Origin of the sequence: Aeromonas sp. s13, assembly GCF_040907905.1 — a bacterium.
Classification (GTDB): Bacteria; Pseudomonadota; Gammaproteobacteria; order Enterobacterales; family Aeromonadaceae; genus Aeromonas; species Aeromonas veronii.
On the sequence record NZ_JBFOCS010000081.1, the window covers coordinates 40,983 to 65,254 of the forward strand.

The window sequence follows — 24,272 nt, forward strand, 5'->3', positions numbered from 1 at the left end:
CCAAATGGTATGACATCAGTTGGCAACCGATCAGTTAGCGACAATGTTGAGCAGCTTGCCAGGTACATAGATCACCTTGCGCACGGTCAGACCGTCGGTGAACTTCTGCACGGAGGCATCGGCCATCGCCAGCTTCTCGACATCGGCCTGGCTGATCTCGGCCGGCACGGTCAGCTTGCCGCGCATCTTGCCGTTGATCTGCACCACCACCAGCTTCTCGGTCTCGACCATGGCCGCTTCATCGGCCACCGGCCAGGCTGCGTGATCGATGTCGTCGCCCTTGCCCAGCATCTTCCACAGCTCGAAGCCGATGTGCGGAGTGATGGGGTAGAGCATAACAACGACAGCTTCCAGCGCTTCCTGCATCAGGGCGCGGTCCTGCTCGTCGTTGCCCAGCTTGGAGAGATTGTTCATCAGCTCCATGATGGCGGCGATGGCGGTGTTGAAGGTCTGACGGCGACCCACGTCATCGCTCACCTTGGCGATGGTCTTGTGCAGTTCACGGCGTACCGCTTTCTGCTCGTTGGTGAGAGCAGCCACATCCAGCGCGGCAACGGCGCCACCGGAAACGTGTTCGAAGGTGACGCGCCACAGGCGACGCAGGAAGCGCTGGGCACCCTCTACGCCGGAGTCGGACCACTCCAGAGTCATCTCGGCCGGAGAGGCGAACATCATGAACAGACGGACGGTATCGGCGCCGTAACGCTCGACCATCAGCTGCGGGTCGATGCCGTTGTTCTTGGACTTGGACATCTTGGTCATGCCGGAGTGGAGCACTTCGCGGCCTTCGTTATCGATGGCCTTGGTGATGCGACCCTTCTCGTCACGCTCTACCTTGACGTCAGTCGGGCTGACCCAGACGTTGCCGCCCTTCTCGTCTTTGTAGTAGAAGGCGTCGGCAAGCACCATGCCCTGGCAGAGCAGGCGCTTGAACGGCTCGTCGCTGTTGACCAGACCCGCGTCACGCAGCAGCTTGTGGAAGAAGCGGGCGTAGAGCAGGTGCATACAGGCGTGCTCGATACCGCCGATGTACTGATCCACCGGCAGCCAGTGGTTGGCAGCCGCCGGATCCAGCATGCCCTTGTCGTAGTCCGGGGAGCAGTAGCGTGCGTAGTACCAGGAGGACTCCATAAAGGTGTCGAAGGTATCGGTCTCGCGGAATGCTTCCTGGCCGTTGTAAGTGGTCTTGGCCCACTCGGCGTCGGCCTTGATCGGGCTCTGGATACCATCCATCACCACATCTTCCGGCAACAGTACCGGCAGCTGATCTTCCGGTGTCGGCACTACGGTGCCGTCAGCCAGGGTCAGCATCGGGATGGGGGCGCCCCAGTAACGCTGACGGGAGACACCCCAGTCACGCAGACGGTAGTTGACGGTGCGCTTGCCCTTGCCGAGCCCTTCCAGCTTGCTGGCGATGGCATCGAAGGCGCCCTGGAAGTCGAGACCGTCAAACTCGCCGGAGTTGAACAGCACGCCTTTCTCGGTATAAGCGGCGTCGCTCACGTCGACGTCGCCATCAACCGGCTTGATCACCGCCTTGATGTCGAGGCCATATTTGGTGGCGAATTCGAAGTCACGCTGGTCGTGGGCCGGAACCGCCATCACGGCGCCAGTGCCGTAGTTCATCAGCACGAAGTTGGCGACCCAGACCGGTACCTTGCGGCCATCCAGCGGGTGAATGGCATAGAGGCCGGTGGCCATGCCCTTCTTCTCCATGGTGGCCAGTTCGGCTTCGGCTACCTTGGTGTTCTTGCACTCTTCGATAAAGGCTGCCAGTTCCGGATTGTTTTCGGCGGCCTGCAGGGCCAGCGGGTGGCCAGCGGCGATACCGACATAGGTGACGCCCATGAAGGTGTCCGGACGGGTGGTGTAGACCTCCAGCTGATCAGCCTGACCCTCGATGGCGAAGCTGATGTTGACCCCTTCGGAGCGGCCAATCCAGTTGCGTTGCATGGTCTTGACCATCTCCGGCCAGCCTTCGAGGTTGTCGATATCGTTGAGCAGCTCTTCGGCGTAGTCGGTGATCTTGATGAACCACTGGGGGATCTCTTTTTGCTCCACCGGGGTATCACAGCGCCAGCAGCAGTTGTCGACCACCTGCTCGTTGGCCAGCACTGTCATGTCGTTCGGGCACCAGTTGACGGAGGAGGTCTTCTTGTAGACCAGACCCTTCTCGTAGAGCTTGGTGAAGAACCACTGCTCCCAGCGGTAGTAATCCGGTTTGCAGGTGGCGACTTCACGATCCCAGTCATAACCCAGACCCAGCATCTTCAGCTGGTTCTTCATGTATTCGATGTTTTCGTAGGTCCAGGGCGCCGGTGCGGTATTGTTTTTGATCGCGGCGTTCTCGGCCGGCAGACCGAATGCATCCCAACCGATGGGTTGCAGCACGTTCTTGCCATTGAGGCGTTGATAACGGGAGATCACATCACCTATGGTGTAGTTACGAACGTGCCCCATGTGTAGTCGACCAGACGGATAGGGGAACATGGACAGGCAGTAGAACTTCTCCTTGTCTACCTTCTCCACGGCCTTGAAGGTTTTCTTGGCATCCCAGTGCTTTTGCACTGCTGGTTCGATTGATTGGGGAACGTATTGCTCTTGCATTGGTGACATCCGGATCTGTGAAATGAATAGATAAATCAGCTGGGAAATCGCAATAGAATACCCATATCCTGCGGCGGCAACAACCGCCAGCATCCGTCAAGCCTGAAGCTGGGCCAGAAAGGGATTTAGCAGAGGAGTAACAGCCATGGACAAACGTCAAAAAGGGTATGAAACCTTCATTGCCGAACTGCAAAAGCAGTGGCAAGAGACAGAGCAGTTCCAGGGGGAGCGCCTCAACCGGATGATTGCCAAGGTGCAGGCCTATCTGGAGGCAGCCAGCGACCTGACTCAGGACGAACTGGCGCTGATCGCCGAGTATGTGAAGCGGGATCTGGGCAACTATGACGAGGGGCGCCATGACGATAGTGCGCAGGTGGAAGAGTCTGCCTTTATGCTGGCCCTCAAAGACACCGCCTGGTCCTGGCTGGCGGATGTGACCGACCGCGCCCAGGTGGAGTGGCGGGAGCTGGCCGACGAGTTGGAGCACAAGGGTGTTTACGAAGCGGGTGACTGGGTAGGGCTCGGGGTCATGGTGTGCGACCAGTGTGGCTGGCGCCATACCGTGCTGCATCCCCAGCAGCTCGATACTTGCCCCGAATGCGGCTGCGCCGAGTATCATCGCGAGCCGCTCTCGCCCTGAGTCATGCCATCAATTCGGACGAGACAACGAGCAAAAAGGCGCCATCAGGCGCCTTTTTCTTGCTTGCAGGTTTCGTTGGGGCGTTTACTTGCCCGCGACGGAGAGGCCGCCAAAACGGATCAGCGGGGCGTAGAAGCCCTTGCCATCGTTGTGGTGCAAGGTATCGCCGACCGCTTCCAGCTCACCCAGCAGGCGGTAGAAGTTGCCCGCCACCGTGATGCCGCGTACCGGCTGCAGGCGAACCCCATCTCGGCAGAGGAATCCTGATGCGCCAAAGGAGAAGTCGCCGCTCACCGCATCGGCACCCGAATGCAGGCCATCCAGCTTGACCAGCTCCAGATAGTCGCCGCTCTGCACTTCCGTTTCGCAGTGGGGGCCCGCGCCAAACACCAGATGGCGAGCGGTCACATCGAGGGCGCTGCGGGCACCGCGAGCGGCCGAGCCGTTGCTGGCGACGCCAAAGTGGCGGGCCGTGGCGCTGTTGTGGAGCAGGGTCTTCAGCTCCCCTTCGCCAATCAGCAGCAGATCCGAGCTGGCCGCCCCCTCGCCATCAAACGCCTTGATGTTCATGCCGCCAGGCATATAGACCCGGCTCTCCAGAGTAAGCCAGCGTGACGCCACGCTCTGGCCGACCTTGTTGCGCCAGGGGTTGATCCCCTGCTGGGCCCACTTGCCCGACAGCACGCCCTGAAAGCAGCCAAACAGGCTGGCAAAGCAGTTGGTACTGAAGATGACGCTGTAGCGACCGCTCGGCACCGCTTCACCGGGCAGCAGACCATCGGCGATGGCGTAGATCTGCTCGATCAGGGCCTGACTATCCAGCTCGTCGAAGCGACGGCCATACTGCCCCTGCGAGTGCATCGACTGGCGGCCATCCCGTTCCACCAGCGCCGAGCTGTAGCAGCCGACGCTGAACTCGCCGTGCTGACAGAGGGTGCCCTGACTGTTGGCGAGCCAGAGCTGGCTCTCACCTTCGAAGAAGCTGTTGTAGGGGGCGCCGCTCACATCGGGCATGGCCAGCATGTCAGATTCCAGGCGCAGGGCCAGAGCGATCTTCTCCTCAACCGGCGTGGTATCAGGCTGATTGATCTCGGCGCAATCTGTGGTGATACGGCTATTGGCCACCGAGATGCGCTGATCCGCATCCACCTTGGCAAAGCGGCTGGCATCGAGCGCATCCTGCAGCATGGCATCCAGCGCCAGCTCATCGAGGGATTCCGAGTAGGCGATGCCGACCCGACCCTCTTTTATCAGGCGAATACCCAGTTGCTGGCTGCTGGTGACCTTGTATTCACCCAGCTCGCCCTTGTCTGCCTTGAGGGAGAAGGCTCTCTCCTGATTGGCGATGATGTCTGCCTCGGCACCAAGGTCGGCCACTTTATCCAGCAGGCGGGTGAGCAGTTGATTCATGTCGATGGTGCTCATCAGGCGTTTCCTCCCACCAGAATATTGTCTACTTTCAGCGCCGGCTGGCCCACCGAGGTGGGGACCGAGCCCGAGACAGAGCCGCACATGCCGGCGGCCAGCGCCAGATTGCGGCCCACCATGGAGATCTCTTTCAGCACCTGCGGGCCGGTACCGATCAGGGTGGCCGACTTGAGCGGTTTGGTGATCTTGCCGTGCTCGATGAGGTAGGCCTCTTGCACATTGAAGTTGAACTCGCCGGTGCCGGGCTGTACCGAGCCGCCCCCCATCTTCTTGGCGTAGATGCCATGTTCGACGGTGGCCAGCATATCGTCGAGGCTGTGGTTGCCCGGTTCGATATAGGTGTTGCGCATGCGCGAGGTGGGGGCGTACTTGTAGGATTCGCGCCGCCCTGAGCCGGTGCGTGCGTAGCCTGTTTTGAGGGCACCCATTCTGTCCACCAGAAAACCGGTCAGGACGCCATCCTTGATGAGCTGGGTATGCTGGGTCGCCATTCCCTCGTCATCGACGTTGATGGAGCCCCAGGCGTTGCCTTGCAGTCCCTCGTCCACCGCATTGACCACCGGATTGGCGATAAGTTGGCCCATCTTGTCGTGGAACACCGACGCCTTCTTGGCCACCGAGGTGGTCTCCAGCAGATGACCGCACGCCTCGTGGAAGATGACGCCGCCAAAGCCGTTCTCCATGATGACCGGCAGGGTGCCGCTCGGGCAGGGAGCCGCACCCAGCTTCACCAGTGCCTGACGGGTTGCGGTGAGGGCCAGCTCGCGCGGATCGATGCGATCGGCATGCTCCCAGCCCATCAGGGCGCCGGGGGCCTCGTAACCGACGCTCTGCTCGCTCCCTTCCATGGCGATGGTCTGGGCCATGATGCGGTTGTAGTGGCGGCGATCGGCCACTTGCACCCCTTCGCTGTTGAAGATCTCCACCTCCTGCTCCCAGCCCAGCACGTTGCCGGAGAACTGGCTCACCTTGTCGCTCTCGGCGCGGGCCGCCGCATCCATGGCGTGCAGATAGGCGATCTTCTGCTCCAGCAGCTTGTCTGCCGACAGGGGCCGCGCCACCGGGTTGCGATCGGTCAGGCGGGTGAAATCGAAGGCGGTGGCGGTCACCACGGGGTCGCGGCGGTCTTTGGCCGCCAGCAGGGTGACGATGCGCAGCAGCTCGTCGCGGTTGGCCAGATTGGTGTAGCCGTAGAGCACCTTGTGGCCGTAACAGAGGCGCACGCCGATACCGAAATCGAGGCCGCCGCTGATGTTCTCTATCTGGCTGGAGAGCAGGCTGAGCTGGCTGCGGCGCTTGCGCTCCACAAACAGCTCGGCAAAATCGGCACCCAGCGCCAGCGCGTGATCGAGCACGTCACGGGCGATGGCGGGGGCCAACAGGGAGAATGGAGTCATAGAATATCCTTTTCTGGTCTGTCCGTTTGCTTCCGACATCCGGCTCTGATTGTTATGGGATGTCGAGTCCATTGTTGCAGACCAGCACAAAAAAGTCGCTATAGCGTCATGCGATGATACCGATTGAGAAAATCGGTGCGATAACTGCGCCCGGCGGCCAGGGCCAGGCGCTCAGGGTCGTTTTGCCAAAACGTGGGAAAGATCAGAGCAGGGCGTGAATTTCGCTCAGGATCTGTTCGACCCACTGCTCGATGCGCGGATCGGTCTGGTCATATTGGTTGGCATCATCGAGGGCCAGCCCGACGAAGTGACGGCCATCGTCGATCAGTGCCTTGGAGGCATCGAATTCGTACCCTTCGTTGGGCCAGTAGCCCACCAGCTTGACCCCTTTTGGCACCAGCTGATCGTGCAGCATGCCGAGGGCGTCCTGGAACCATTCGCCATAACCGAGCTGATCGCCGAGGCCAAACAGGGCCACGATGCGTCCCTCCAGATGGAGATCGGCGATATCTTCCCAGCGGGACTCCCAGTCCTCCTGCAGTTCGCCAAAATCCCAGGTGGAGATGCCGAGGATCAGGATCTCGTAATCCTCCATCCGGTGCAGGGAGACATCCTTGATATTGTGAATATCCACCAGCTCGGGGCCGATGAGGGCGCGGATCTTCTCGGCAGCCATCTCGGTGTAGCAGGTGGTGGAACCGTAAAACAGACCAATCTTCATCGCTCTTCTCTCTGTTGGCGCTTTCTCGCTTGCTGTTGGCGCGTTCTCGCATGCTCGTGTGGGCTGCGCCATGTTGGCAACACGATGGGTAACGTAAGGGGAGGTCGCCAGTCTAGCAGATTGCCATTCGACCTTCACCGCCCGGCAAGGGGCGCGGCAAACGAGCCTTATCTTTCCAATGAAAGTGCCTTGTCTTTCCAAGGAGTTGGCGCGTTACAATGGGCCATCGATCCCCTGATTGCAGCGCACCATGAGCAAGCCTGACCCACATCCCCTGATTGAACCCTTCCTCGACGCCCTCTGGCTGGAGCGGGGATTGTCTGACAACACGGTCAGCTCCTATCGCAGCGATCTGGAGAAGTTCGCCCTCTGGCTCGACGAGCAGGGGAGCTCGCTGCTGCTGGCGGGGATGGACGAGATCCAGCACTACCTCGCCTGGCGGGTCGATCACCAGTTTGCGGCCAGCAGCACCGCCCGTTTTCTCTCGGCCCTGCGCCGTTTCTATCAGTATCTCAACCGTGAGAAGCTGCGCAGCGACGATCCGACCGTGCTGCTGGAGGGGCCCAAGCTGCCGAAAAAACTCCCCTCCGATTTAAGCGAAACGGAAGTGGAGGCTCTGCTGAGTGCGCCGCTGGTGGACGACCCGCTGGAACTGCGGGACAAGGCGATGCTGGAGCTGCTCTACGCTACCGGGCTGCGGGTCTCCGAGCTGGTGGGGCTCACTGCCGAGCATGTCAGTTTGCGTCAGGGCTTGGTGCGCGTAGTGGGCAAGGGCAACAAGGAGCGGTTGGTGCCCATGGGCGAGGAGGCGATGCACTGGCTGGAGCGTTACTACCGGGAGGCCCGCACCCTGCTGCTCGGTGGTACCAGCTCGGACGTGGTGTTTCCCTCCAAGCAGGCCCGTATGATGACCCGCCAGACCTTCTGGCACCGCATTAAGCTTTACGCGCAGCGGGCCGGGATTAACGGCGAGCTATCCCCCCATACCTTGCGCCACGCCTTTGCCACCCATCTGCTCAATCACGGCGCCGACCTGCGGGTTGTGCAGATGCTGCTGGGTCACGCGGATCTCTCCACTACCCAGATCTACACCCATGTGGCCAACGAGCGACTCAAGGCGCTGCACGGGGAGCATCACCCCAGAGCTTGAGTGGCTGGCCTCCCAAAAACAAAAAACCGCCAGCAGGCGGTTTTTTTATCTCTACACGACAGGAGATGGCGCTTATTTCCCTTGTTGGGATTTCAGCAGATCACGGATCTCGGTCAGCAGCTCCTGATCCTTGGTCGGGCCTGCCGGGGCGGCGGCTTCCTCTTCCTGCTTCTTCTTCAGGGTGTTGATGGCCTTCAGTCCCATGAAGATGGCAAAAGAGATGATCAGAAAGTCGATGATGGTCTGGATGAACTTGCCATAGGCGATGACCACGGCGGGTGTTGCACCTTCTGCGGCCTTCAGAGTGACCGCCAGGTCGCTGAAGTCCACGCCGCCCAGGATCAGGCCGATGGGCGGCATGATCACGTCACCGACAAAAGAGGAGACAATTTTGCCGAAGGCGGCACCAATGATGATACCGACCGCCATATCGATGACGTTGCCGCGGGCGGCAAAGGCTTTGAACTCTTGAATCAGACTCATTATTTCCTCCGAAATTAAACAAGATAGCGCGTTGATTACCCTTGCCAAAGGGCGAACTCTTGTCAGGAAAAACAGAGGCTAAGCCGCGTTGTTCCTGTCGTCCTGACTAGCTTGCGGGCGTTATGAGTCCTTGGCAATCGGGGGGAGCCATTTTTTTGGTACAAAGTGATATTAATTTTTTGGTAATTAGCTGGTTGAATGATGAGCTGTGCTGCTGTAGTTTGCTGGGTCGATTCATTCATACCACGTGAGTAAACAAGTGAAGTATTTACTACTGGGAATGATGCTTTTGTGCACATTTGCTGCCAGAGCGGGGATGGATACCCAAGCCTTGAAACAGACCATCACAGCCCGGCTGGGGGTCCCCGTCTATCTGGTTGAACCGACCCCGATCGCGGGGTTGTATATGCTGGGCACCTCACAGGGGGTGCTCTACAGCGATGCCAAAGGGGATTATGTGGTGCAGGGGGTCATGCTGGATATGACCCGCGACATGAAGAACCTGACCATCTCGGGTATGCGCGAGCAGCGCCGACTTGGCTTGGCACAGGTGGCCCATGCCCCCATCGTGCTCAAGGCCAGGGATGAGCGTCACCGGGTCGCTCTGTTTCTCGGCGAGCAGGACGCCAAGCGTCGTCAGCTCTCCGGCACCTTGCAACACCTGCAGGCATCCGGGGTGAGCGTGGCTCTCTATCCGGTGATTGATCACGCCGAACGGGCCGCCGACTGGTGCAGCGATCCCCTACTGCAAAATGATCCGTTAAAAGCCTATTTGCCTCAAACGGCATGTAGTGAGACCCTTATCCAAAATATTGGCCTGAGCCAATGGTTGGGGGTCAAGGTACTGCCGGCCTGGGTCTCCTCCGACGGGGATCTGGTGCGCGGGTATCAGAGCCCCGAACAGCTGCTCAAGATACTGGATCATATTGATGTCCCTGCAAATCCGTCGTCGTCCGCGAGTTGATGATTCCCATCTGCCTGCCACCCTGCATCCCCTGCTTCGCCAAATCTTCGCCAGCCGTGGCGTAGAGGATCCCGCCCTGCTGAAGCGCAGCGCCAGCCAGCTGTTGCCGCCCCAGCGTCTCTATGGCATGGAACAGGCGGTGCCGCTGCTGGCGGATGCCCTGACTGCCCAGAAACGGATCCTTATCGTCGGCGACTTCGACTGCGATGGTGCCACCAGTTCGGCCCTGTGTGTGCTGGCCCTGCGCGCCATGGGTGGCCGCCATATCGATTTTCTGGTGCCCAATCGCTTCGAGTTTGGCTACGGCCTCACCCCCGAGATTGTCGAGCTGGCGGTGGCGCGCGGCGCCGAGTTCCTGATCACGGTGGATAACGGCATCTCCAGCATCGCCGGGGTGGCGGCAGCCAAGGCGGCCGGCATGCAGGTACTGGTTACCGATCACCATTTGCCGGGTCAGGAGCTGCCTGACGCCGATGCCATCGTCAACCCGAACCAGCATGGTTGCGATTTCCCCTCCAAGTCGCTGGCCGGGGTGGGGGTGGCCTTCTACCTGATGGCGGCCCTCAACACCCATCTGCGTCAGCTCGGCTGGTACGAACGGCAAGGGTTGCGAGCCCCCAATGTGGCGGATTACCTCGACCTGGTGGCCCTCGGCACGGTTGCCGACGTGGTGGCGCTCGATGGCAACAACCGCATCCTGGTCCATCAGGGGTTGCAGCGGATCCGGGCCGGGCGCTGTCGCCCCGGCATTCAGGCGCTGGTGGATGTGTCGGGCCGCGATGGTCGCCGCCTCACCGCCGCCGACCTCGGTTTTGCGCTGGGGCCACGCCTCAATGCGGTAGGGCGCCTCGATGACATGTCCCTCGGGGTCGCCTGTCTGCTCTGCGATGATCTCAATCTGGCGCGCCAGCTTGCGGCCGAGATGGACAGCCTCAATCAGGAGCGCAAGGAGATCGAGCAGGGGATGCAGCAGGAGGCCCTCGCCACCCTGGAGCAGATCCGGTTTCGCGATGGCGAGGTGCCGTCGGGCATAGTGCTGCACCGCAACGAGTGGCATCAGGGGGTGGTGGGGCTGGTGGCCTCCAAGGTGAAGGAGAAGTACTACCGCCCGGTCATCGCCTTTGCCGAGAGTAGCGAGACTGAACTCAAGGGCTCCGGTCGATCCATCCCCGGGGTGCACCTGCGCGATGCGCTGGAACTGCTCGATACCCGCCATCCCGGCCTGATGGGCAAGTTTGGTGGTCACGCCATGGCGGCGGGGTTGACCCTGCCCAAGGCCAACATCGAGGCGTTCGGTCGGGCCTTTGAGGCGGTCATTAGTGAGCTGGTGACACCGGAGCTTTTGACCGGGGTGTTGCTCACCGATGGCGAGTTGTTGCCGGACGAGCTCAACCTCGAGCTGGCGGAGCTTATTCGCGCCTCCGGCCCCTGGGGTCAGGCCTTCCCCGAGCCGCTGTTCGACGGCGAGTTCGTGCTGGTTCAGCAGCGGCTGGTGGGGGAGAAGCACCTCAAGATGATGCTGACAACCGATTCCGGTCATGCTGTGGATGCCATCGCCTTTGGCGTCGATCTCAAGCGCTGGCCCGATGCCTCGGTCAAGCGGGTGCGGCTTGTCTACCGGCTTGACGTCAACGAGTGGCGCGGCAACCGCAGCGTGCAGCTGCTGGTGGAGCATCTGGAGGCGGCCGGTCTCTGAGCCGGTAGCATCGCTGCTCTATCGCCGCTTTATCACAGATAGCGCTGACAACGGCCACCCTCGGGTGGCCGTTTTTGTTGGCGGATCTCTGGAAAAGGGCGTTGACCTGTCTATAGCTTCACAGTTTAAGCTCGTCTCTATCGGGTCACCTGAGGGCCCGCACCGTGAGTGATTGCCATGAAAATATCCGAACTGGCCCGCCGCTGCGGTCTCGCCCGCTCCACCCTGCTCTATTACGAGAAGCTGGGGGTGATTGCCGGCACCCGGGCCGCCAACGGTTATCGCCACTATGACGAGGGGGATCTGCAGCGACTGCAGATGGTGCAGGCCCTGCAGGCAGGTGGTCTCAGCCTCAAGCAGTGCCTCGCCTGTCTGGCTGGCGAGATAGATCAAGCGGCATTGCAGGCCCGGGTCAGGGAGCTGGATGAGGAGCTGGCGCGGATGCAGCGCGCCCGGGATCTGTTGGCGGATCTGGCAGGGCTGCGCCCGCGCTCCGGTGAGGAATTCAAGGCCTGGCAGCTGCAACTGCAGCGCGAGGCACCTGAGGCCTACTTCGCGTGGGTGATGAAACAGGGTTTTAGCGAGAAAGATCGCTACCACTTGCAATGGTTGAGCAAAGACATGAATGAACATGAGCGTTACATCAAGGACTTTATCCAGCTGCTGGATGGCATGAGTTACTGGGGGCCGGGGGATCGCGCCTTCACCCAGCAGCAGTTTGCCGCCTTGCCCATCCGGCCGTGCCGGATCCTCGACATGGGCTGCGGGCGCGGGGCCTCGACCATGGCACTGGCTCAGGTGACCGATGCCGACATTGTGGCCATCGATCTGGAAGAGGAGGCACTGGCCGCCGTGGCGCACTCCGCCCGTGCTGCGGGCTTTGAGCATGTCTCCACCCTCTGCGCCAACATGGCGGCACTGCCGGACGATCTGGCCCCGGCCGACCTCATCTGGGCAGAGGGGAGCGCTTACGTGATGGGGGTTGCCAATGCGCTGAAGGCGTGGCGTCCGCTACTCGCGAGTCCGCAGGCTTGCATCGTGCTCAGTGATGCGGTCTGGCTGACCGATAACCCGCCCGAGGAGGCGTTGGCATTCTGGCAGCAGGATTATCCCGCCATGCAGACGCTGGCGGGCCTGCTTGAGACGGTACAAGCGGCAGGCTACCGCTGTCTGTCACACACTCCGTTGCCGATGAGCGCCTGGAACAACTATCTGGATCCCATCGAGGTCAATCTGGTGCGCTATCGTGACGAGCTGGGGGAGAGTGCCGCCTGGCAGGACTTGAGCCGGGAAGTGGCCATCCACCGCCAATATCTGGGCAGTTACGGCTATGTGATCTGCTGCCTGCAAAAAGATGCGTGATTAGCTGTCGTAAAAAAACGAGGCGCCTGCGGGCGCCTCGTTGTTTATCAGGGATGGTGGATGGCCATTACAGCTCGCGGGCCCAGGGGTGAGCCTTGGGGCGCAGCGCCAGCGCCAGACCCAGCAGCAGCACGGTCAGACCGTAGAGGGGCCAGCTGCCAAAGCGCATATAGGGGGTCTCACCGTGGGCGGGACGCACCTCGCTGCGCAGCACGCCCGCTTCAAACTGCGGGATCTGGCCGATGATGCTGCCGTCAATCTCGGTAACGATGGTGATGCCGGTATTGGTATCCCGTAGCAGCGGACGAGCTAGCTCCAGCGCGCGCATCCGGGCGATCTCCATATGTTGCCAGGGGCCGATGCTGGTGCCGAACCAGGCGTCGTTGGAGACGGTCAGCAGGAAGTCGGTATCGGTATTGACGTTGCGGCGCACCTCTTCCGGGAAGATGATCTCGTAGCAGATGGCGGCGGCAAACTTGAGCCCCTTGGCGATCAGGTTTGTCTGTACTTCGTCACCCCGGCTGAAAGAGGACATCGGCAGGTTGAAGAAGGGGGCGATGGGGCGCAACAGATCTTCAAACGGCACGAACTCGCCGATGGGCAGCAGGTGGTACTTGTTGTAGCGGTTGGAGTGGTTGTAGAAGTAGGACTCCTTGCCATCCGCATCCTGCACCCCCATGCCGAGCACGGTATTGTAGAAGCGCTGTTGCTGCTCGTCGTAGTGAATGATCCCGGCCAGCAGGCCGGTATCGTTCACCTTCATCGCCTTGTCCAGATTCTCCAGATAGGGGCCCATCGCCTTCTCGATGGCCGGGATCGCCGACTCCGGCCAGATGATGATGTCAGCATCCTGATTCTCGCGGCTCAAGTCCTGATAGGTGCGCACCGTGGGGGCCAGCGCCTCCGGATCCCACTTGAGGGACTGGGCAATATTGCCCTGCACCAGTGCCACCTTGACCGGCTCGCCACGGGTCACCCAGTTGAGCTGCATCAGACCGTGGGCACCGGCCACCAGCAGGGCAGGCACCGCCAGCCACAGTGGCGAGCGGGACTTCCACACCAGCCAGATAGCGGAGGCGGACAGCAACAGGGCTAGGGTGATGCCCTGCACCCCGAGAATGGGGGCAAAGCCCTTGAGGGGGCCGTCGATCTGACTGTAACCAAACCAGAGCCAGGGGAAGCCGGTCATCACCCAGCCGCGCAGCCAGTCAGCCACCAACCACAGGGCCGGGAAGGCGAGCAGCCAGCGGCTCCAGTGACGGCCGCCAAAGAAGCGGGCAAAGACCCAGCAGGCGAGCGTCGGGTAGAGTGCCAGATAGGCGGAGAGCCCGGCCAGCAGCACGAAGGCGACCGGCAGCGGGATGCCGCCAAACTCGGTCATGCTGACATGGATCCACCATAGCCCCGGCAAAAAGAGTCCCATGGCGTAGCCAAAACCGCGCCAGGCGGCCTGTTTCGGCGTGGCTTTGTCCAGCAGGGCGTAGAGGCCAAGCAGGGAGGGGATCACCAGCGGCCAGTAGCCGAAGGGGGAGAAGGCCAGCACGGCGATGGCACCAGAGGCCAATGCACTGAGGCTTAACAGAATTTTGGAAGTAACAGGGGATAATCTCACGGGCGATGGTGCTCGTCTTGGTGTGCAACTGGGGTCGAATGGCCGGTATCTTAACCTGTAAGCGGGGCAACGGCGAGCCTCGATGCCGGTGGCAGAGAGCACAACGCCCCGAGGTCGGGGCGTTGTTTCACACATCGAGCGGATCTGCCTATTGCGGCTCGGATTGCGCCGCCGCGTGGTGTTCGGGGATCTTCACCTGCAGCTGCTGCAGACGACGCCGGTCGGCATGCATCACCTTGAAAAGGTAGCCATCCAGCTCGATCTCCTCGCCCTTCTTGGGCAGGTGGCTGAAGGCGTGCATCACCAGACCACCCACCGTATCTACCTCTTCATCACTGAATTTGGTGCCGAAGAAGTCGTTGAAATCCTCGATCTCGGTCAGGGCGCTGATGGAGAAGACCCGCTTGCTGAGGCGGCGGATCTCGTCCGGCTCATCCTCGATGTCGTCAAACTCGTCGTCGATCTCGCCAACGATCAGTTCCAGTATGTCTTCGATGGTCACCAGACCGGAGACGCCACCAAATTCGTCGACCACAATGGCCATGTGGTAGCGCTCTTCACGGAACTCCTTGAGCAGACGGTCAACCCGTTTGCTTTCCGGCACGATCACCGTGGGGCGCAAGATTTTCTCGAGCTGCAGCGGCTCGCTGGCGTGATGGCCGCCAAACCCGAAGGGGAGCAGATCCTTGGCGAGCAGAATGCCCTCCACATGATCCTTGTCCTCGTTGATCACCGGGAAGCGGGAGTGGCCGGACTCGATGATCACCGGCAGGATTGCATCCACCGGTTGGGACTTCTCGATGGTCACCATCTGGGAGCGGGGGATCATGATATCGCGCACGCGAAGATCGGCGATCTCCAGCACCCCCTCGATCATGTCCTTGGTGTCCTGATCGATGAGGTCGCGCTCTTCGGCATCGGCTATCACGTCTACCAAATCATTGCGGTCTTTTGGCTCGCCCTGGAAGAGTTGGCTGAGTTTGTCGAGCCAGGTTTTCTTCGGCGAGCCGGTACTAGGGTGATCGTCGGTCATTTTCTCTCTTGGTTACTCGTATGAACACACTTGAAATAGTTCGGGTTATATAAGGATGGTCATCTGCTGTTTCAAGACGATGACCATCCGGTTCTTTACTCTTCGTCGTTCAGATAAGGATCGGCAAAACCGAGCTCCTGCATGATGTCGCGCTCAAGCGCTTCCATCTCTTCGGCTTCCTCATCCTCGATATGGTCATAACCTAGCAGATGCAGACTGCCGTGCACAACCATGTGGGCCCAGTGGGCCATGAGGGGCTTGCCCTGCTCCTCGGCCTCGCGCTCTACCACCTGACGGCAGATCACCAGATCGCCGAGCAGCGGCAGCTCCAGACCGGGTGGCGCCTCGAACGGGAAGGAGAGCACGTTGGTGGGCTTGTCCTTGCCGCGATAGGTGAGGTTGAGCTCGTTGCTCTCCGCCTCGTCGACGATGCGCACCGTCACTTCTGCCTCCTGCTGGAAGCCGAGAATGGTGCCATCGAGCCAGCCTTGCAGCTGGGCTTCGGTGGGCAGGCCGTCAGTGCTGGCACTGGCCAGCTGCAGATCCAGGGTTACGCTCATTGCTCGCTCTCTTTGCTGGCGTTTGTTTGGCCGGTAACCTTCTCCGCTGCCTGTTTGGCATCGAATGCCTCGTAAGCCTGCACGATACGGGCCACCACCGGGTGGCGCACCACGTCTTTGGACTCGAAGAAGTTGAACGACAGACCATCGACCCCTTGCAGCACTTCCAGAGCATGGCGCAGGCCGGATTTGGCGTTGCGCGGCAGGTCTACCTGGGTGATGTCACCGGTGACCACTGCCTTGGAGTTGAAGCCGATCCGGGTCAGGAACATCTTCATCTGCTCAGTGGTGGTGTTCTGGGCCTCATCGAGAATGATAAAGGCGTCATTGAGGGTTCTTCCGCGCATATAGGCGAGCGGCGCCACCTCGATGATGTTGCGCTCCATCAGCTTCTCGACCCGCTCAAAGCCCAGCATTTCGAACAGGGCGTCGTAGAGCGGGCGCAGGTAAGGATCCACCTTCTGGGAGAGATCTCCGGGCAGGAAGCCCAGTTTCTCACCCGCTTCCACCGCCGGACGGGTCAGCAGAATGCGGCGGATCTCCTGACGCTCCAGCGCATCCACGGCTGCCGCGACCGCCAGATAGGTCTTGCCGGTACCGGCCGGGCCGATGCCGAAGCAGATGTCGTGGCGCACGATATTGGCGATGTACTGAGCCTGATTGGGGCTGCGTGGCTTGATGAGACCGCGCTTGGTCTTGACCGTCACCTCCTTGCCATAGGGGATGCTCGGCGCCGGTTCGTCATCCTGCTCCAGCACCCGCGACTCCTGAATGGCCAGATGGACCATGTCGGGGGTGATGTCGGTCACCTTGCCACCCTTGAGGGGCTGGGTTTCCACATAGAGGTGCTTGAGGATGACGGCGGCGGCATCCAGCTGGGCCGGTTTGCCCACCAACTGGAAGTGGCTGTCACGGTAGCTGATCTCGACGCCGAGGCGGCGTTCCAGCTGCTTGATGTTGTCATCGAAGGGTCCGCACAGGCTGGCAAGGCGCTGGTTGTCGGCGGGCTCCAGATGCAGATTCAGGGTCGAGATGTGTCGGCTCAAAATATCCTCGTCTCAAGGCGCTCCCCATCCGCCGGGCGAATGGGGAGGAGGGGATTAATGGGGGGTGAAGGCGGCCACGCCCAGCTCGTCCGGTACGTTATCCGGGCGACGGGCCAGGATTTCGCTCGGGGCGGTGGCGATCCGCAGGTTCATCTCGCTCTCGCCGCGGATGAACTTGCCGCGCAGGGAGTTGGGACGCACCTCGGTGATCTCCACGTCGGCAAAACCGCCGATCAGGGTGTGCTGGCCTTCAAAGTTGACCACCCGGTTGTTCTCGGTGCGACCACACAGCTGCATCGGATCGAGCTTGGAGGGCCCTTCCACCAGGATGCGCTGGGTGGTGCCGAGCATGGCGCGGCCAATCTGCATCGCCTGGTTGTTGATGACGTGCTGCAGGCGGGCCAGACGGGCTTTCTTCACTTCCATGTCGACATCGTCGGGCATGTCGGCGGCCGGGGTGCCCGGGCGCGGACTGAAGATGAAGCTGAAGCTCATGTCGAAACCCACATCCTCGATCAGCTTCATGGTCGCTTCAAAGTCTTCGTCCGTCTCGTTCGGGAAGCCAACGATGAAGTCGGAGCTGATGGTGATGTCGGGACGGGCGGCACGCAGGCGACGGATCTTGGATTTGTACTCCAGGATGGTGTGCGGGCGCTTCATCATGGTCAGGATGCGATCAGAGCCGCTCTGCACCGGCAGGTGCAGGAAGCTGACCACTTCCGGGGTATCTTTGTAGACTTCGATGATGTCGTCGGTGAACTCGATCGGGTGGCTGGTGGTGTAGCGAATGCGATCGATACCGTCGATAGCGGCCACCAGACGCAGCAACTCGGCGAAGGTGCAGATGCCGCCATCAAAGGTCGGACCGCGGTAGGCGTTGACGTTCTGGCCGAGCAGGTTCACTTCGCGCACGCCCTGCTGGGCGAGCTGGGCGATTTCGTAGAGCACGTCGTCCAGCGGTCGGCTCACCTCTTCACCGCGGGTGTAGGGCACCACGCAGTAAGTACAGTATTTGGAGCAGCCTTCCATGATGGAGACGAACGCGGTAGCCCCTTCGGCGCGCGGTTCGGGCAGGCTGTCGAATTTTTCGATCTCGGGGAAGGCGATATCAACCTGGGCACCATGGCCCTCTTGCACTTCCTTGATCATGGCGGGCAGGCGATGCAGGGTCTGCGGGCCGAACACGATATCCACATAGGGAGCGCGCTGGCGGATGGCATCGCCCTCCTGAGAGGCAACGCAGCCACCCACGCCGATCACCAGACCGGGCTTGTTGGCCTTGAGCTTTTTCCAGCGTCCCAGCTGGTGGAACACCTTCTCCTGCGCCTTTTCGCGGATGGAGCAGGTATTGAGCAGCAAGACATCTGCCTCTTCGGGCTCTTCGGTAAGGGTGTAGCCATTGCTGGCATCCAACAGGTCGGCCATTTTGGACGAGTCATACTCGTTCATCTGGCAACCCCAGGTTTTAATGTGAAGTTTCTTGCTCATTGCTTCTCTTGACTTGTTTTGAAATCGGCATGGTCAAAGGACCGCGCATTTTACTCCGCAATCTGGATACTGCCTAGCTAATATCCAGCTGGCAATGGTGCTCACCCGATACCTGTTGCCTGCAAGCTCAATACGCTTTCTCCTTGATTTGACGCAGCAATTCCCCGTTTGTCTCACTGTTTATCAGCCGCCCTTGCGCTATCATGCTGCCATCCGGTTCACGTCCGGGCGCTGTCGCCGGACGCACCCTTTCAGGAATAAATGTATGGAACAGTGTGATATCGCCATCGTCGGCGCCGGCATGGTGGGCGCCGCCACCGCCTGTCTGCTGGCGGCTCAGGGTCTCTCAGTGCGGGTCATCGAGACCCAACTGCCGGAGCATTACGCGCCGGAGCAGCCGCTGGATCTGCGGGTCTCCGCCATCAGTCAGGCCTCGGTGGCGCTGCTGGAGCAGGCCGGTGCCTGGCACCATCTGCAGCAGATGCGGCTCTGCCCCTACCGCCGACTGGAGACCTGGGAGCTGGACGGTTTTGCCACCCGCTTCAATGCCGCCGATCTTGGCCTGCCCCAGCTCGGCTACATCATCGAAAACCGGCTGGTGCAGCTCGCCCTGCTCAAACGGATGGAGGATTTCCCCACCATCCAGACCCACACCCCGGCGGCGGTGACCAGCCTGCGCCAGAGTGCAGATGAAGCTGTGCTGACTCTGGATGACGGCACTGAACTGGCGGCCCGCTGGGTGCTGGCTTGCGATGGTGCTGAATCTCACACCCGCAAGCTGGCGGGTATCGGCGTATCGCGCTTCGAGTACCGCCAGCACTGCATGCTGATCAATATCGACACCGACTTTGCGCAGGAAGATATCACCTGGCAGCAGTTCACCCCGAGCGGCCCGCGCGCCTTCCTGCCACTACCAGGCCAGCACGGCTCTCTGGTGTGGTATGACAGCCCGGCCCGTATCCGCGCGCTGGCGACCATGAGCAACGAAGGGCTTGCCGCCGAAGTGCGCCGCCACTTCCCGAGTCGGCTCGGCGGATTTACCGTCACCGGCAAGGGGAGCTTCCCGCTGGTGCGCCGCCACGCCAACGACTACCACGCCGGTCGGGTGGTGCTGCTTGGCGATGCCGCCCACACCATCAACCCGCTGGCGGGGCAGGGGGTCAACCTTGGCTTCAAGGATGTGGCCTGCTGGACTGATCTGCTGCAAGGAGCTGGCGCCGACTGGCATCAACTGGCGTTGGCCGAGCGTTACGAGTGGCGCCGTCGTCCTGACAACCTGCTGATGCAGTCGGGGATGGATCTCTTCTACGGGGTGTTCAGCAACGAGATTGGCCCGCTCAAGCTGGCCCGCAATCTGGCCCTCAACCTGGCGGACAAGGCGGGCCCATTGAAGGAGATGGCGCTGCGCTATGCACTGGGGCTGGTTTGACAGGTAGAAACCAGATAGCACGGGCTGAATGCGCGAAGGAGCAAAGGTGATGAACAAGGCACTGCTGGTGATCGATTTTATCAACGACATCGCCCACCCCGACGGGCGCATTGCCGCCTCGGCTGCCCATGTGGTGGAGCAGGATGCCATCGCGCATGCCAATCAGGCGCTGGCCCATGCCCGCGCCCACCGCTGGCTGGTGGTGCTGATCAAGGTGGGCTTTGACGGCGGCTATCAGCTGCAACCCAAAGGCTCCCCCATGTTTGGTCGCGCTCACCAGTTGGGGGCGCTCTCTTTGGCTGACAGCGGCACCGACTTTCATCCGGATCTGGATGTGCAACCCGGTGAGCTGGTGCTGGCCAAGCCCAGGGTCAGCCCCTTCTATGGCACGGCGCTGGAGCCTGCGCTGCGGGCCAACCACATCGACCACCTCTATCTGTGCGGGGTGAGCACTAGCTGGGCCATTCAGGCGGCAGCGCGGGATGGTCACGATCGTGACTACGCCATCACCATTCTGGAGGATGCCTGCGCCGCCGCAGATGCCACCGAGCATCACACCTCGCTGCGGATGCTGGGTCGCATCGCCGAGATCATCAAGGTGTCCCAGCTGGCTTGATCCTTAACGCAGGCTGCACCCGATCACCGTTTTGAGATTGACTCTGCGGCCCCTGTCGGGCCGCAGCACTTTTGGGCAACATGATTGTCGGGCAAGATAGTGCTCACATGGATAACAACAAGGATGGACAGATGCGTTATCAGGGACGGATCGCGAGCTGGAACGAGGCGCGCGGCTTTGGATTTATTACGCCGGAGCAAAATGGCGCCGAGCAGGCAATCAATGGGTCACGCGGTGCAGGGCTGTTTGTGCATGTTACGGCACTGCAATCAGATGGCCGGGTGCCAGAGCCGGGGGAGCGTGTCACCTATCTGATTGGCAGTGGCCAGGATGGCAAGCCAAGGGCGTTACAGGTCTTTTTCCCCGATCGCCCGCTCACGTTGGCGGATGCCGTGCCGTCGGCCGCATCATCGGCGGCGCCATCGTTTCGGGCGGCAAGTCAGCCGCCACGACCCACTTCTACCAGAGAGCGGAGTAACCCCTATCGACGTCGCAAGAGCAGTTGGAGTGGCAAATTGATCCCCCTGCTGGTGCTCGTCGGCCTCTTTTCCATCTATTCCCGTTTCTCGGCCGAGTCGATGGCGCCATTGCCGGTCTCCTCTTTCAATCAGGCGGAGGTCAGCGCGCCACAGGCAACGACCTTTATTCGCCAGTGTGATGGTCGGCAGCATTGCTCCCAGATGACCTCCTGCGAGGAGGCAACCTGGTTTTTGCAACATTGCCCGAACACCAAAATGGACGGAGAGGGCGATGGTATCCCCTGCGAAAATCAGTGGTGTGGTCATTAATTGTGACTTATCAGATACATATGCTCATGATGTGCTCTTGTTATCCGGAACAGGGAAACTGGCCTGAAACCTTGCCGGATGGTGTTCGATGGTGAAATTTGGTCTCAGTTGGCTAAGTGGAAATTGGGTGCTTTACTCTATCTGCTGACTTAATTGTTAATAAATGGCGGTATGCCACTTTTGCCACAGGATGGCCATCATGGTGGATGATATACAGAGGCCGCGAAGTCACTTCTCCGAGCGGGCTCATTATCTGGCTGCGCTGCTGGATTCGCTGGAAGACCAGATATCGGTGATAGACCGGGATGGAGTGATCCATTACACCAATCTCGCCTGGGAGCTGTTTGGTGAACAAAATGGCATGCCCAAGGGATATAACTGGCTCGGAGTCAATTACATGGGGGCTTGTGACGATGAAGCCGAGCCCTCGGGATTGGCTGCCGTGGAGGGGATCCTCCGGGTTATCCGTCATCAGCAGGAGAAGTTCTATCTGGAATACCCCTGCCACAGCCCCGACACCCAGCGCTGGTTTATGATGCGAGTAGCGCCGGTACCCGGGCTTGATGCCGAGTATTTTTCCATCGCCCATATCAATATCACCGAGCGCAAGCTGCTGGAGCTGGAAGTTGCCAGCCTCTCCCAACATGATCCCTTGACCGGACTGGCCAATCGGCGGCTGTTCAACAGCTTTTTGCATAACGAGTGGCGGCGCAGCATGCGTGAACACACACCGCTCTCCCTCATCATGCTGGATCTGGATAACTTCAAGGCGTGCAATGACCATCTTGGTCATCAGATGGGGGATGGCTCCCTCCAGCTGGTGGGCCATCTTCTGCAATCCTTCTGCCAGCGTCCGGCGGATCTGCCCTGTCGTTTTGGTGGTGACGAGTTTGCCCTGATCCTCGGCAATACCGATCGAGATGCGGCCCAGCGGATTGGAGAGGAGATCCGCCAGGCCATCAACGATCTCGACATCGTGGTGGCAAATAATATTCAGCTTAGCGCCAGCATTGGCATTGCAACCTACACGGCAGAGCAACCGCTGGAGGGGGAAGGGGCGTTGCTGGCTGCGGCCGATGCGGCGCTTTATTGCGCCAAGGGGGCGGGTAAAAACCGTAGCCACTGCGCCAGCTGTTGAGCCGCATTGCCGCTTTTGTCCTGCATGCGCCCCCTTGATGGGGGCGCACTGTTTTGACGTGGCACGATGTTGGCTACCAGCGAGCGTTGGTTTCAGCGCTCGGGCGTGGCCGACACCGGCAGGGGATGGCTGGCGATCACCTGCCTGACGAAGTGATCCCGGATGGGGTCGGCAAAGTCCGGATTCCATACCATGCTGACCTCCCACTCGGAGCTGGGGCCTGAGAGGGGATAGAGGGTGACATCGGGCCCTGCGATAAAGCTGACGCTGCGAGGCAGGATGGCGTTGCCGATGCCCGCCGCGACCAGCGCCACCAGCGTCTGGATATCTTCGGCCTCCTGAACCATGCCGGTCAGCCGATTGGCGCCGAGAAAACCGGCGATCTGCTGGCTGAGACCGGGGCAGCGGTGGCCCACCATCTGCAACAGGGGTTGACTGGTCAGTGCCTGCTGGACGTCGAATGCGGTCGGGTCTGGCTCGCTCATCCGTGTCGGCACCGCCAGCACCAGCCGGTCGATCAGCAGTCTGTGCTCCTGCAACTGCGGCGTCTGAGGTCTGCGCATAAAGCCAAGCTGCAACTGGCCGGAGAGCAGCTGCTCCTGCTGGATGGCGGAGGGCATATCCTGCAGATGGACCATCACGTCCGTGACCTGCTGTTTGAAGCGGGCCACCAGCGCAGGGGCCAGTGCGAAACTCGACAGACCGAAGCCAATCTTGAGCCGACCGGCCACCCCGCTCGCCACCGCCAGCGCATGGCTTTCGAACTCCCGACCGTGCTCGACCAGCGCACTCGCCTGAGTGAGCAGCTGGGCACCGAGCGCTGTCAGCTCGGCGCCGTGGCGACCCCGCTTGAACAGGGTGCAGCCCAGTGTCTGCTCCAGCCCCTGGATCTGCTTGGTGAGGGCCGGTTGGGTGATAAAGAGGCGGCTGGCCGCTTCCCGGTAGTTGGCGGTGTCGGCCAGCGTCACAAACGCCTGCAGTTGCCTCAAGTCGAATTTCATTCCAATTGGTTATTCAAAGTGGTGATTTATTGATTATAAATTATCTAATCGCCTTGTTCTAATGGCGTGGCAAGGGGGGAATCGCCCTCCTCTGAACCGGAACAAGGAGCCATATCATGTCTACCCAACGCTATCTCTTTTTGATCAAGGGCACGCTGGTGCTGGCCCAGCCATTGGTGGCCCCGGAGACGGGGGAGCTGCTCGCCAGCCTGTTGCAACAGGGGTTTGTGGTCGGCCCCTTGCAAGTGTGGGCTGGCAGTGCCGAGCAGGCGTTGGCCTGTTATGAGCGTGCCGCCCAGCAGCAGGCCTTTGCCGATGCACTCTCTGGCTCTCTGCCCGAGCTGGCCGGGGTGCCTGTATGAGTGTCTGTATGAGTGCTGGCATGAACACGATCACCCTGTCGGTATCCGCCCTGCTGCTCGATATGGATGGCACCCTGGTCTGCTCGACCGGCGATGTGGAGAAGGTGTGGCGGCTCTGGTGCCAGCATCATCAGCTGGCACCCGAGCCGGTGTTGGCGATGTGCCACGGCATGCGCTCGCGAGAGGTGATCCGGGCGCTGGCCCCGCAACTGGATGTCGAGCGGGAAGCGGCGCGGCTCGACGAGCTGGAGATGCTGCATACCGGCGGTGACGCCATCTTTGGGGCTGGCGAGTTGCTGCGCCGCTTGCCGCCAGAGCATTGGGCCATTGTGACCTCCGCCAGTGAGCGGGTTGCTCGCCATCGCCTGAGTTGTGCCGGTTTGCCGCTGCCCCATGTACTGGTGGGGGCCGAAGCTGTGATCCATGGCAAGCCCGATCCCGAGCCCTATCTGCTGGGGGCTGAACGGCTTGGCGTCTCGCCCGCTCGTTGCTTGGTGTTCGAGGATGCCCCGGCCGGTATCGAGAGCGCCCTGCGTGCAGGTTGCACCGTGGTGCAGGTCGGGGGCGATGCGCCGCTCAATCCGGCGGTGGTGGCGGTGATCCGCGACTGGCGCGAGGTGAAGGTGGAGTTGGAGGAAGGCGAGTCCCTGCTGATAAAGCTGCCCGCCTGAGCGGTGGATAGAGCGTCTTACGACTGCAGATTGCGGTATGAACCATCGCTATCCGCACTCTTGATGTCGAAATGAAAACG

General features: G+C 60.9%; 22 protein-coding genes. 11 read left to right on the forward strand and 11 right to left on the reverse strand.

Annotation, left to right across the window (positions count from 1 at the left end; translation table 11 throughout):
* Window positions 1-30: 30 nt before the first annotated feature.
* Entirely contained in the window at window positions 31-2,607 is a 2,577-nt protein-coding gene (gene leuS, locus AB5Y82_RS18720) for a leucine--tRNA ligase (RefSeq protein WP_368174375.1), read from the reverse strand.
* 145 nt (window positions 2,608-2,752) lie between these two features.
* Here leuS and AB5Y82_RS18725 point away from each other — a divergent pair, with 145 nt between their 5' ends.
* A complete protein-coding gene (locus AB5Y82_RS18725; RefSeq protein ID WP_279461712.1) occupies window positions 2,753-3,247 on the forward strand; it encodes a zinc ribbon-containing protein in 495 nt (164 codons plus the stop codon).
* An 84-nt stretch (window positions 3,248-3,331) separates the two neighbouring features.
* Here the strand turns inward: AB5Y82_RS18725 and AB5Y82_RS18730 are convergent, their stop codons facing one another.
* The 3 genes from AB5Y82_RS18730 to fldB all read right to left on the reverse strand — a co-directional run bounded on the left by AB5Y82_RS18730 (window position 3,332) and on the right by fldB (window position 6,793).
* Window positions 3,332-4,672, reverse strand: a complete 1,341-nt coding sequence (locus AB5Y82_RS18730) for a TldD/PmbA family protein (RefSeq protein ID WP_368174376.1) — start codon at window positions 4,670-4,672, stop codon at window positions 3,332-3,334.
* The gene (locus tag AB5Y82_RS18735) at window positions 4,672-6,072 is read right to left on the reverse strand and encodes a TldD/PmbA family protein (protein WP_201932343.1); all 1,401 of its coding nucleotides are present in this window, start codon (window positions 6,070-6,072) and stop codon (window positions 4,672-4,674) included. The genes AB5Y82_RS18730 and AB5Y82_RS18735 overlap by 1 nt, the downstream gene beginning before the upstream one ends.
* 202 nt (window positions 6,073-6,274) lie before the next feature.
* Window positions 6,275-6,793 carry a flavodoxin FldB gene (gene fldB / locus AB5Y82_RS18740; protein WP_005348069.1) on the reverse strand — a complete coding sequence of 173 codons (519 nt, stop codon included), beginning with the start codon at window positions 6,791-6,793 and terminating at the stop codon, window positions 6,275-6,277.
* 250 nt (window positions 6,794-7,043) lie between these two features.
* Between fldB and xerD the strand changes: the two genes are divergently transcribed.
* On the forward strand, window positions 7,044-7,943 hold the full coding sequence (gene xerD / locus AB5Y82_RS18745; protein ID WP_368174377.1) for a site-specific tyrosine recombinase XerD: 900 nt from the start codon (window positions 7,044-7,046) through the stop codon (window positions 7,941-7,943).
* Window positions 7,944-8,015: 72 nt separating this feature from the next.
* On the opposite strand, the gene mscL is transcribed toward xerD, so the two are convergent.
* On the reverse strand, window positions 8,016-8,426 hold the full coding sequence (gene mscL / locus AB5Y82_RS18750) for a large-conductance mechanosensitive channel protein MscL (RefSeq protein WP_047438040.1): 411 nt from the start codon (window positions 8,424-8,426) through the stop codon (window positions 8,016-8,018).
* A 316-nt stretch (window positions 8,427-8,742) separates the two neighbouring features.
* Between mscL and AB5Y82_RS18755 the strand changes: the two genes are divergently transcribed.
* From AB5Y82_RS18755 to AB5Y82_RS18765, 3 genes are all read left to right on the forward strand, one after another.
* Entirely contained in the window at window positions 8,743-9,390 is a 648-nt protein-coding gene (locus AB5Y82_RS18755) for a disulfide isomerase DsbC N-terminal domain-containing protein (RefSeq protein WP_005335146.1), read from the forward strand.
* Window positions 9,356-11,086: a single-stranded-DNA-specific exonuclease RecJ gene (recJ, locus tag AB5Y82_RS18760; RefSeq protein WP_368174378.1), complete on the forward strand. Its 1,731-nt coding sequence runs from the start codon at window positions 9,356-9,358 to the stop codon at window positions 11,084-11,086. The genes AB5Y82_RS18755 and recJ overlap by 35 nt, the downstream gene beginning before the upstream one ends.
* Before the next feature lie 177 nt (window positions 11,087-11,263).
* Window positions 11,264-12,448, forward strand: a complete 1,185-nt coding sequence (locus tag AB5Y82_RS18765; RefSeq protein WP_368174379.1) for a MerR family transcriptional regulator — start codon at window positions 11,264-11,266, stop codon at window positions 12,446-12,448.
* Window positions 12,449-12,515: 67 nt separating this feature from the next.
* Here the strand turns inward: AB5Y82_RS18765 and lnt are convergent, their stop codons facing one another.
* From lnt to miaB, 5 genes are all read right to left on the reverse strand, one after another.
* Complete coding sequence (gene lnt / locus AB5Y82_RS18770; protein ID WP_323893086.1) at window positions 12,516-14,060, reverse strand: apolipoprotein N-acyltransferase; 1,545 nt, start codon at window positions 14,058-14,060, stop codon at window positions 12,516-12,518.
* A 148-nt stretch (window positions 14,061-14,208) separates the two neighbouring features.
* Window positions 14,209-15,093, reverse strand: a complete 885-nt coding sequence (gene corC / locus AB5Y82_RS18775; protein WP_005354092.1) for a CNNM family magnesium/cobalt transport protein CorC — start codon at window positions 15,091-15,093, stop codon at window positions 14,209-14,211.
* A gap of 95 nt (window positions 15,094-15,188) precedes the next feature.
* Window positions 15,189-15,653, reverse strand: coding sequence for an rRNA maturation RNase YbeY (ybeY, locus tag AB5Y82_RS18780; protein ID WP_005354089.1), 465 nt, complete (start codon window positions 15,651-15,653; stop codon window positions 15,189-15,191).
* On the reverse strand, window positions 15,650-16,699 hold the full coding sequence (locus AB5Y82_RS18785; RefSeq protein ID WP_139463536.1) for a PhoH family protein: 1,050 nt from the start codon (window positions 16,697-16,699) through the stop codon (window positions 15,650-15,652). Before AB5Y82_RS18785 ends, ybeY begins: the two co-directional genes overlap by 4 nt.
* Window positions 16,700-16,753: 54 nt before the next feature.
* Complete coding sequence (gene miaB / locus AB5Y82_RS18790) at window positions 16,754-18,187, reverse strand: tRNA (N6-isopentenyl adenosine(37)-C2)-methylthiotransferase MiaB (RefSeq protein ID WP_110302606.1); 1,434 nt, start codon at window positions 18,185-18,187, stop codon at window positions 16,754-16,756.
* A 265-nt stretch (window positions 18,188-18,452) separates the two neighbouring features.
* Between miaB and AB5Y82_RS18795 the strand changes: the two genes are divergently transcribed.
* The 4 genes from AB5Y82_RS18795 (at window position 18,453) to AB5Y82_RS18810 (ending at window position 22,158) form a co-directional block, all read left to right on the forward strand.
* Window positions 18,453-19,616: an FAD-dependent oxidoreductase gene (locus AB5Y82_RS18795; protein ID WP_368174380.1), complete on the forward strand. Its 1,164-nt coding sequence runs from the start codon at window positions 18,453-18,455 to the stop codon at window positions 19,614-19,616.
* Window positions 19,617-19,665: 49 nt separating this feature from the next.
* On the forward strand, window positions 19,666-20,232 hold the full coding sequence (locus tag AB5Y82_RS18800; RefSeq protein WP_267517809.1) for a cysteine hydrolase family protein: 567 nt from the start codon (window positions 19,666-19,668) through the stop codon (window positions 20,230-20,232).
* A gap of 131 nt (window positions 20,233-20,363) precedes the next feature.
* The gene (locus tag AB5Y82_RS18805) at window positions 20,364-21,020 is read left to right on the forward strand and encodes an excalibur calcium-binding domain-containing protein (protein ID WP_159144614.1); all 657 of its coding nucleotides are present in this window, start codon (window positions 20,364-20,366) and stop codon (window positions 21,018-21,020) included.
* A 199-nt stretch (window positions 21,021-21,219) separates the two neighbouring features.
* Window positions 21,220-22,158 (forward strand): diguanylate cyclase, encoded by a 939-nt coding sequence (locus AB5Y82_RS18810; RefSeq protein ID WP_268011527.1) that lies wholly within the window; start codon window positions 21,220-21,222, stop codon window positions 22,156-22,158.
* A gap of 92 nt (window positions 22,159-22,250) precedes the next feature.
* On the opposite strand, the gene AB5Y82_RS18815 is transcribed toward AB5Y82_RS18810, so the two are convergent.
* Complete coding sequence (locus AB5Y82_RS18815) at window positions 22,251-23,159, reverse strand: LysR family transcriptional regulator (RefSeq protein ID WP_257124470.1); 909 nt, start codon at window positions 23,157-23,159, stop codon at window positions 22,251-22,253.
* 116 nt (window positions 23,160-23,275) lie between these two features.
* On the opposite strand from AB5Y82_RS18815, the gene AB5Y82_RS18820 reads away from it, so the two are divergent.
* Both AB5Y82_RS18820 and AB5Y82_RS18825 read left to right on the forward strand, forming a co-directional pair.
* Window positions 23,276-23,521, forward strand: a complete 246-nt coding sequence (locus AB5Y82_RS18820; protein WP_129503447.1) for a hypothetical protein — start codon at window positions 23,276-23,278, stop codon at window positions 23,519-23,521.
* Between the two features lie 20 nt (window positions 23,522-23,541).
* Window positions 23,542-24,192, forward strand: a complete 651-nt coding sequence (locus tag AB5Y82_RS18825; RefSeq protein ID WP_368174381.1) for an HAD-IA family hydrolase — start codon at window positions 23,542-23,544, stop codon at window positions 24,190-24,192.
* Window positions 24,193-24,272 lie beyond the last annotated feature (80 nt).

Excerpts from the sequence above, each read along its gene's own strand:
- leuS (WP_368174375.1), bottom strand. The coding sequence starts at position 2,607 with ATGCAAGAGCAATACGTTCCCCAATCAATCGAACCAGCAGTGCAAAAG.
- AB5Y82_RS18725 (WP_279461712.1), top strand. The coding sequence starts at position 2,753 with ATGGACAAACGTCAAAAAGGGTATGAAACCTTCATTGCCGAACTGCAA.
- AB5Y82_RS18730 (WP_368174376.1), bottom strand. The coding sequence starts at position 4,672 with ATGAGCACCATCGACATGAATCAACTGCTCACCCGCCTGCTGGATAAA.
- AB5Y82_RS18735 (WP_201932343.1), bottom strand. The coding sequence starts at position 6,072 with ATGACTCCATTCTCCCTGTTGGCCCCCGCCATCGCCCGTGACGTGCTC.
- fldB (WP_005348069.1), bottom strand. The coding sequence starts at position 6,793 with ATGAAGATTGGTCTGTTTTACGGTTCCACCACCTGCTACACCGAGATG.
- xerD (WP_368174377.1), top strand. The coding sequence starts at position 7,044 with ATGAGCAAGCCTGACCCACATCCCCTGATTGAACCCTTCCTCGACGCC.
- mscL (WP_047438040.1), bottom strand. The coding sequence starts at position 8,426 with ATGAGTCTGATTCAAGAGTTCAAAGCCTTTGCCGCCCGCGGCAACGTC.
- AB5Y82_RS18755 (WP_005335146.1), top strand. The coding sequence starts at position 8,743 with ATGGATACCCAAGCCTTGAAACAGACCATCACAGCCCGGCTGGGGGTC.
- recJ (WP_368174378.1), top strand. The coding sequence starts at position 9,356 with ATGTCCCTGCAAATCCGTCGTCGTCCGCGAGTTGATGATTCCCATCTG.
- AB5Y82_RS18765 (WP_368174379.1), top strand. The coding sequence starts at position 11,264 with ATGAAAATATCCGAACTGGCCCGCCGCTGCGGTCTCGCCCGCTCCACC.
- corC (WP_005354092.1), bottom strand. The coding sequence starts at position 15,093 with ATGACCGACGATCACCCTAGTACCGGCTCGCCGAAGAAAACCTGGCTC.
- ybeY (WP_005354089.1), bottom strand. The coding sequence starts at position 15,653 with ATGAGCGTAACCCTGGATCTGCAGCTGGCCAGTGCCAGCACTGACGGC.
- miaB (WP_110302606.1), bottom strand. The coding sequence starts at position 18,187 with ATGAGCAAGAAACTTCACATTAAAACCTGGGGTTGCCAGATGAACGAG.
- AB5Y82_RS18795 (WP_368174380.1), top strand. The coding sequence starts at position 18,453 with ATGGAACAGTGTGATATCGCCATCGTCGGCGCCGGCATGGTGGGCGCC.
- AB5Y82_RS18800 (WP_267517809.1), top strand. The coding sequence starts at position 19,666 with ATGAACAAGGCACTGCTGGTGATCGATTTTATCAACGACATCGCCCAC.
- AB5Y82_RS18805 (WP_159144614.1), top strand. The coding sequence starts at position 20,364 with ATGCGTTATCAGGGACGGATCGCGAGCTGGAACGAGGCGCGCGGCTTT.
- AB5Y82_RS18810 (WP_268011527.1), top strand. The coding sequence starts at position 21,220 with ATGGTGGATGATATACAGAGGCCGCGAAGTCACTTCTCCGAGCGGGCT.
- AB5Y82_RS18815 (WP_257124470.1), bottom strand. The coding sequence starts at position 23,159 with ATGAAATTCGACTTGAGGCAACTGCAGGCGTTTGTGACGCTGGCCGAC.
- AB5Y82_RS18820 (WP_129503447.1), top strand. The coding sequence starts at position 23,276 with ATGTCTACCCAACGCTATCTCTTTTTGATCAAGGGCACGCTGGTGCTG.
- AB5Y82_RS18825 (WP_368174381.1), top strand. The coding sequence starts at position 23,542 with ATGAACACGATCACCCTGTCGGTATCCGCCCTGCTGCTCGATATGGAT.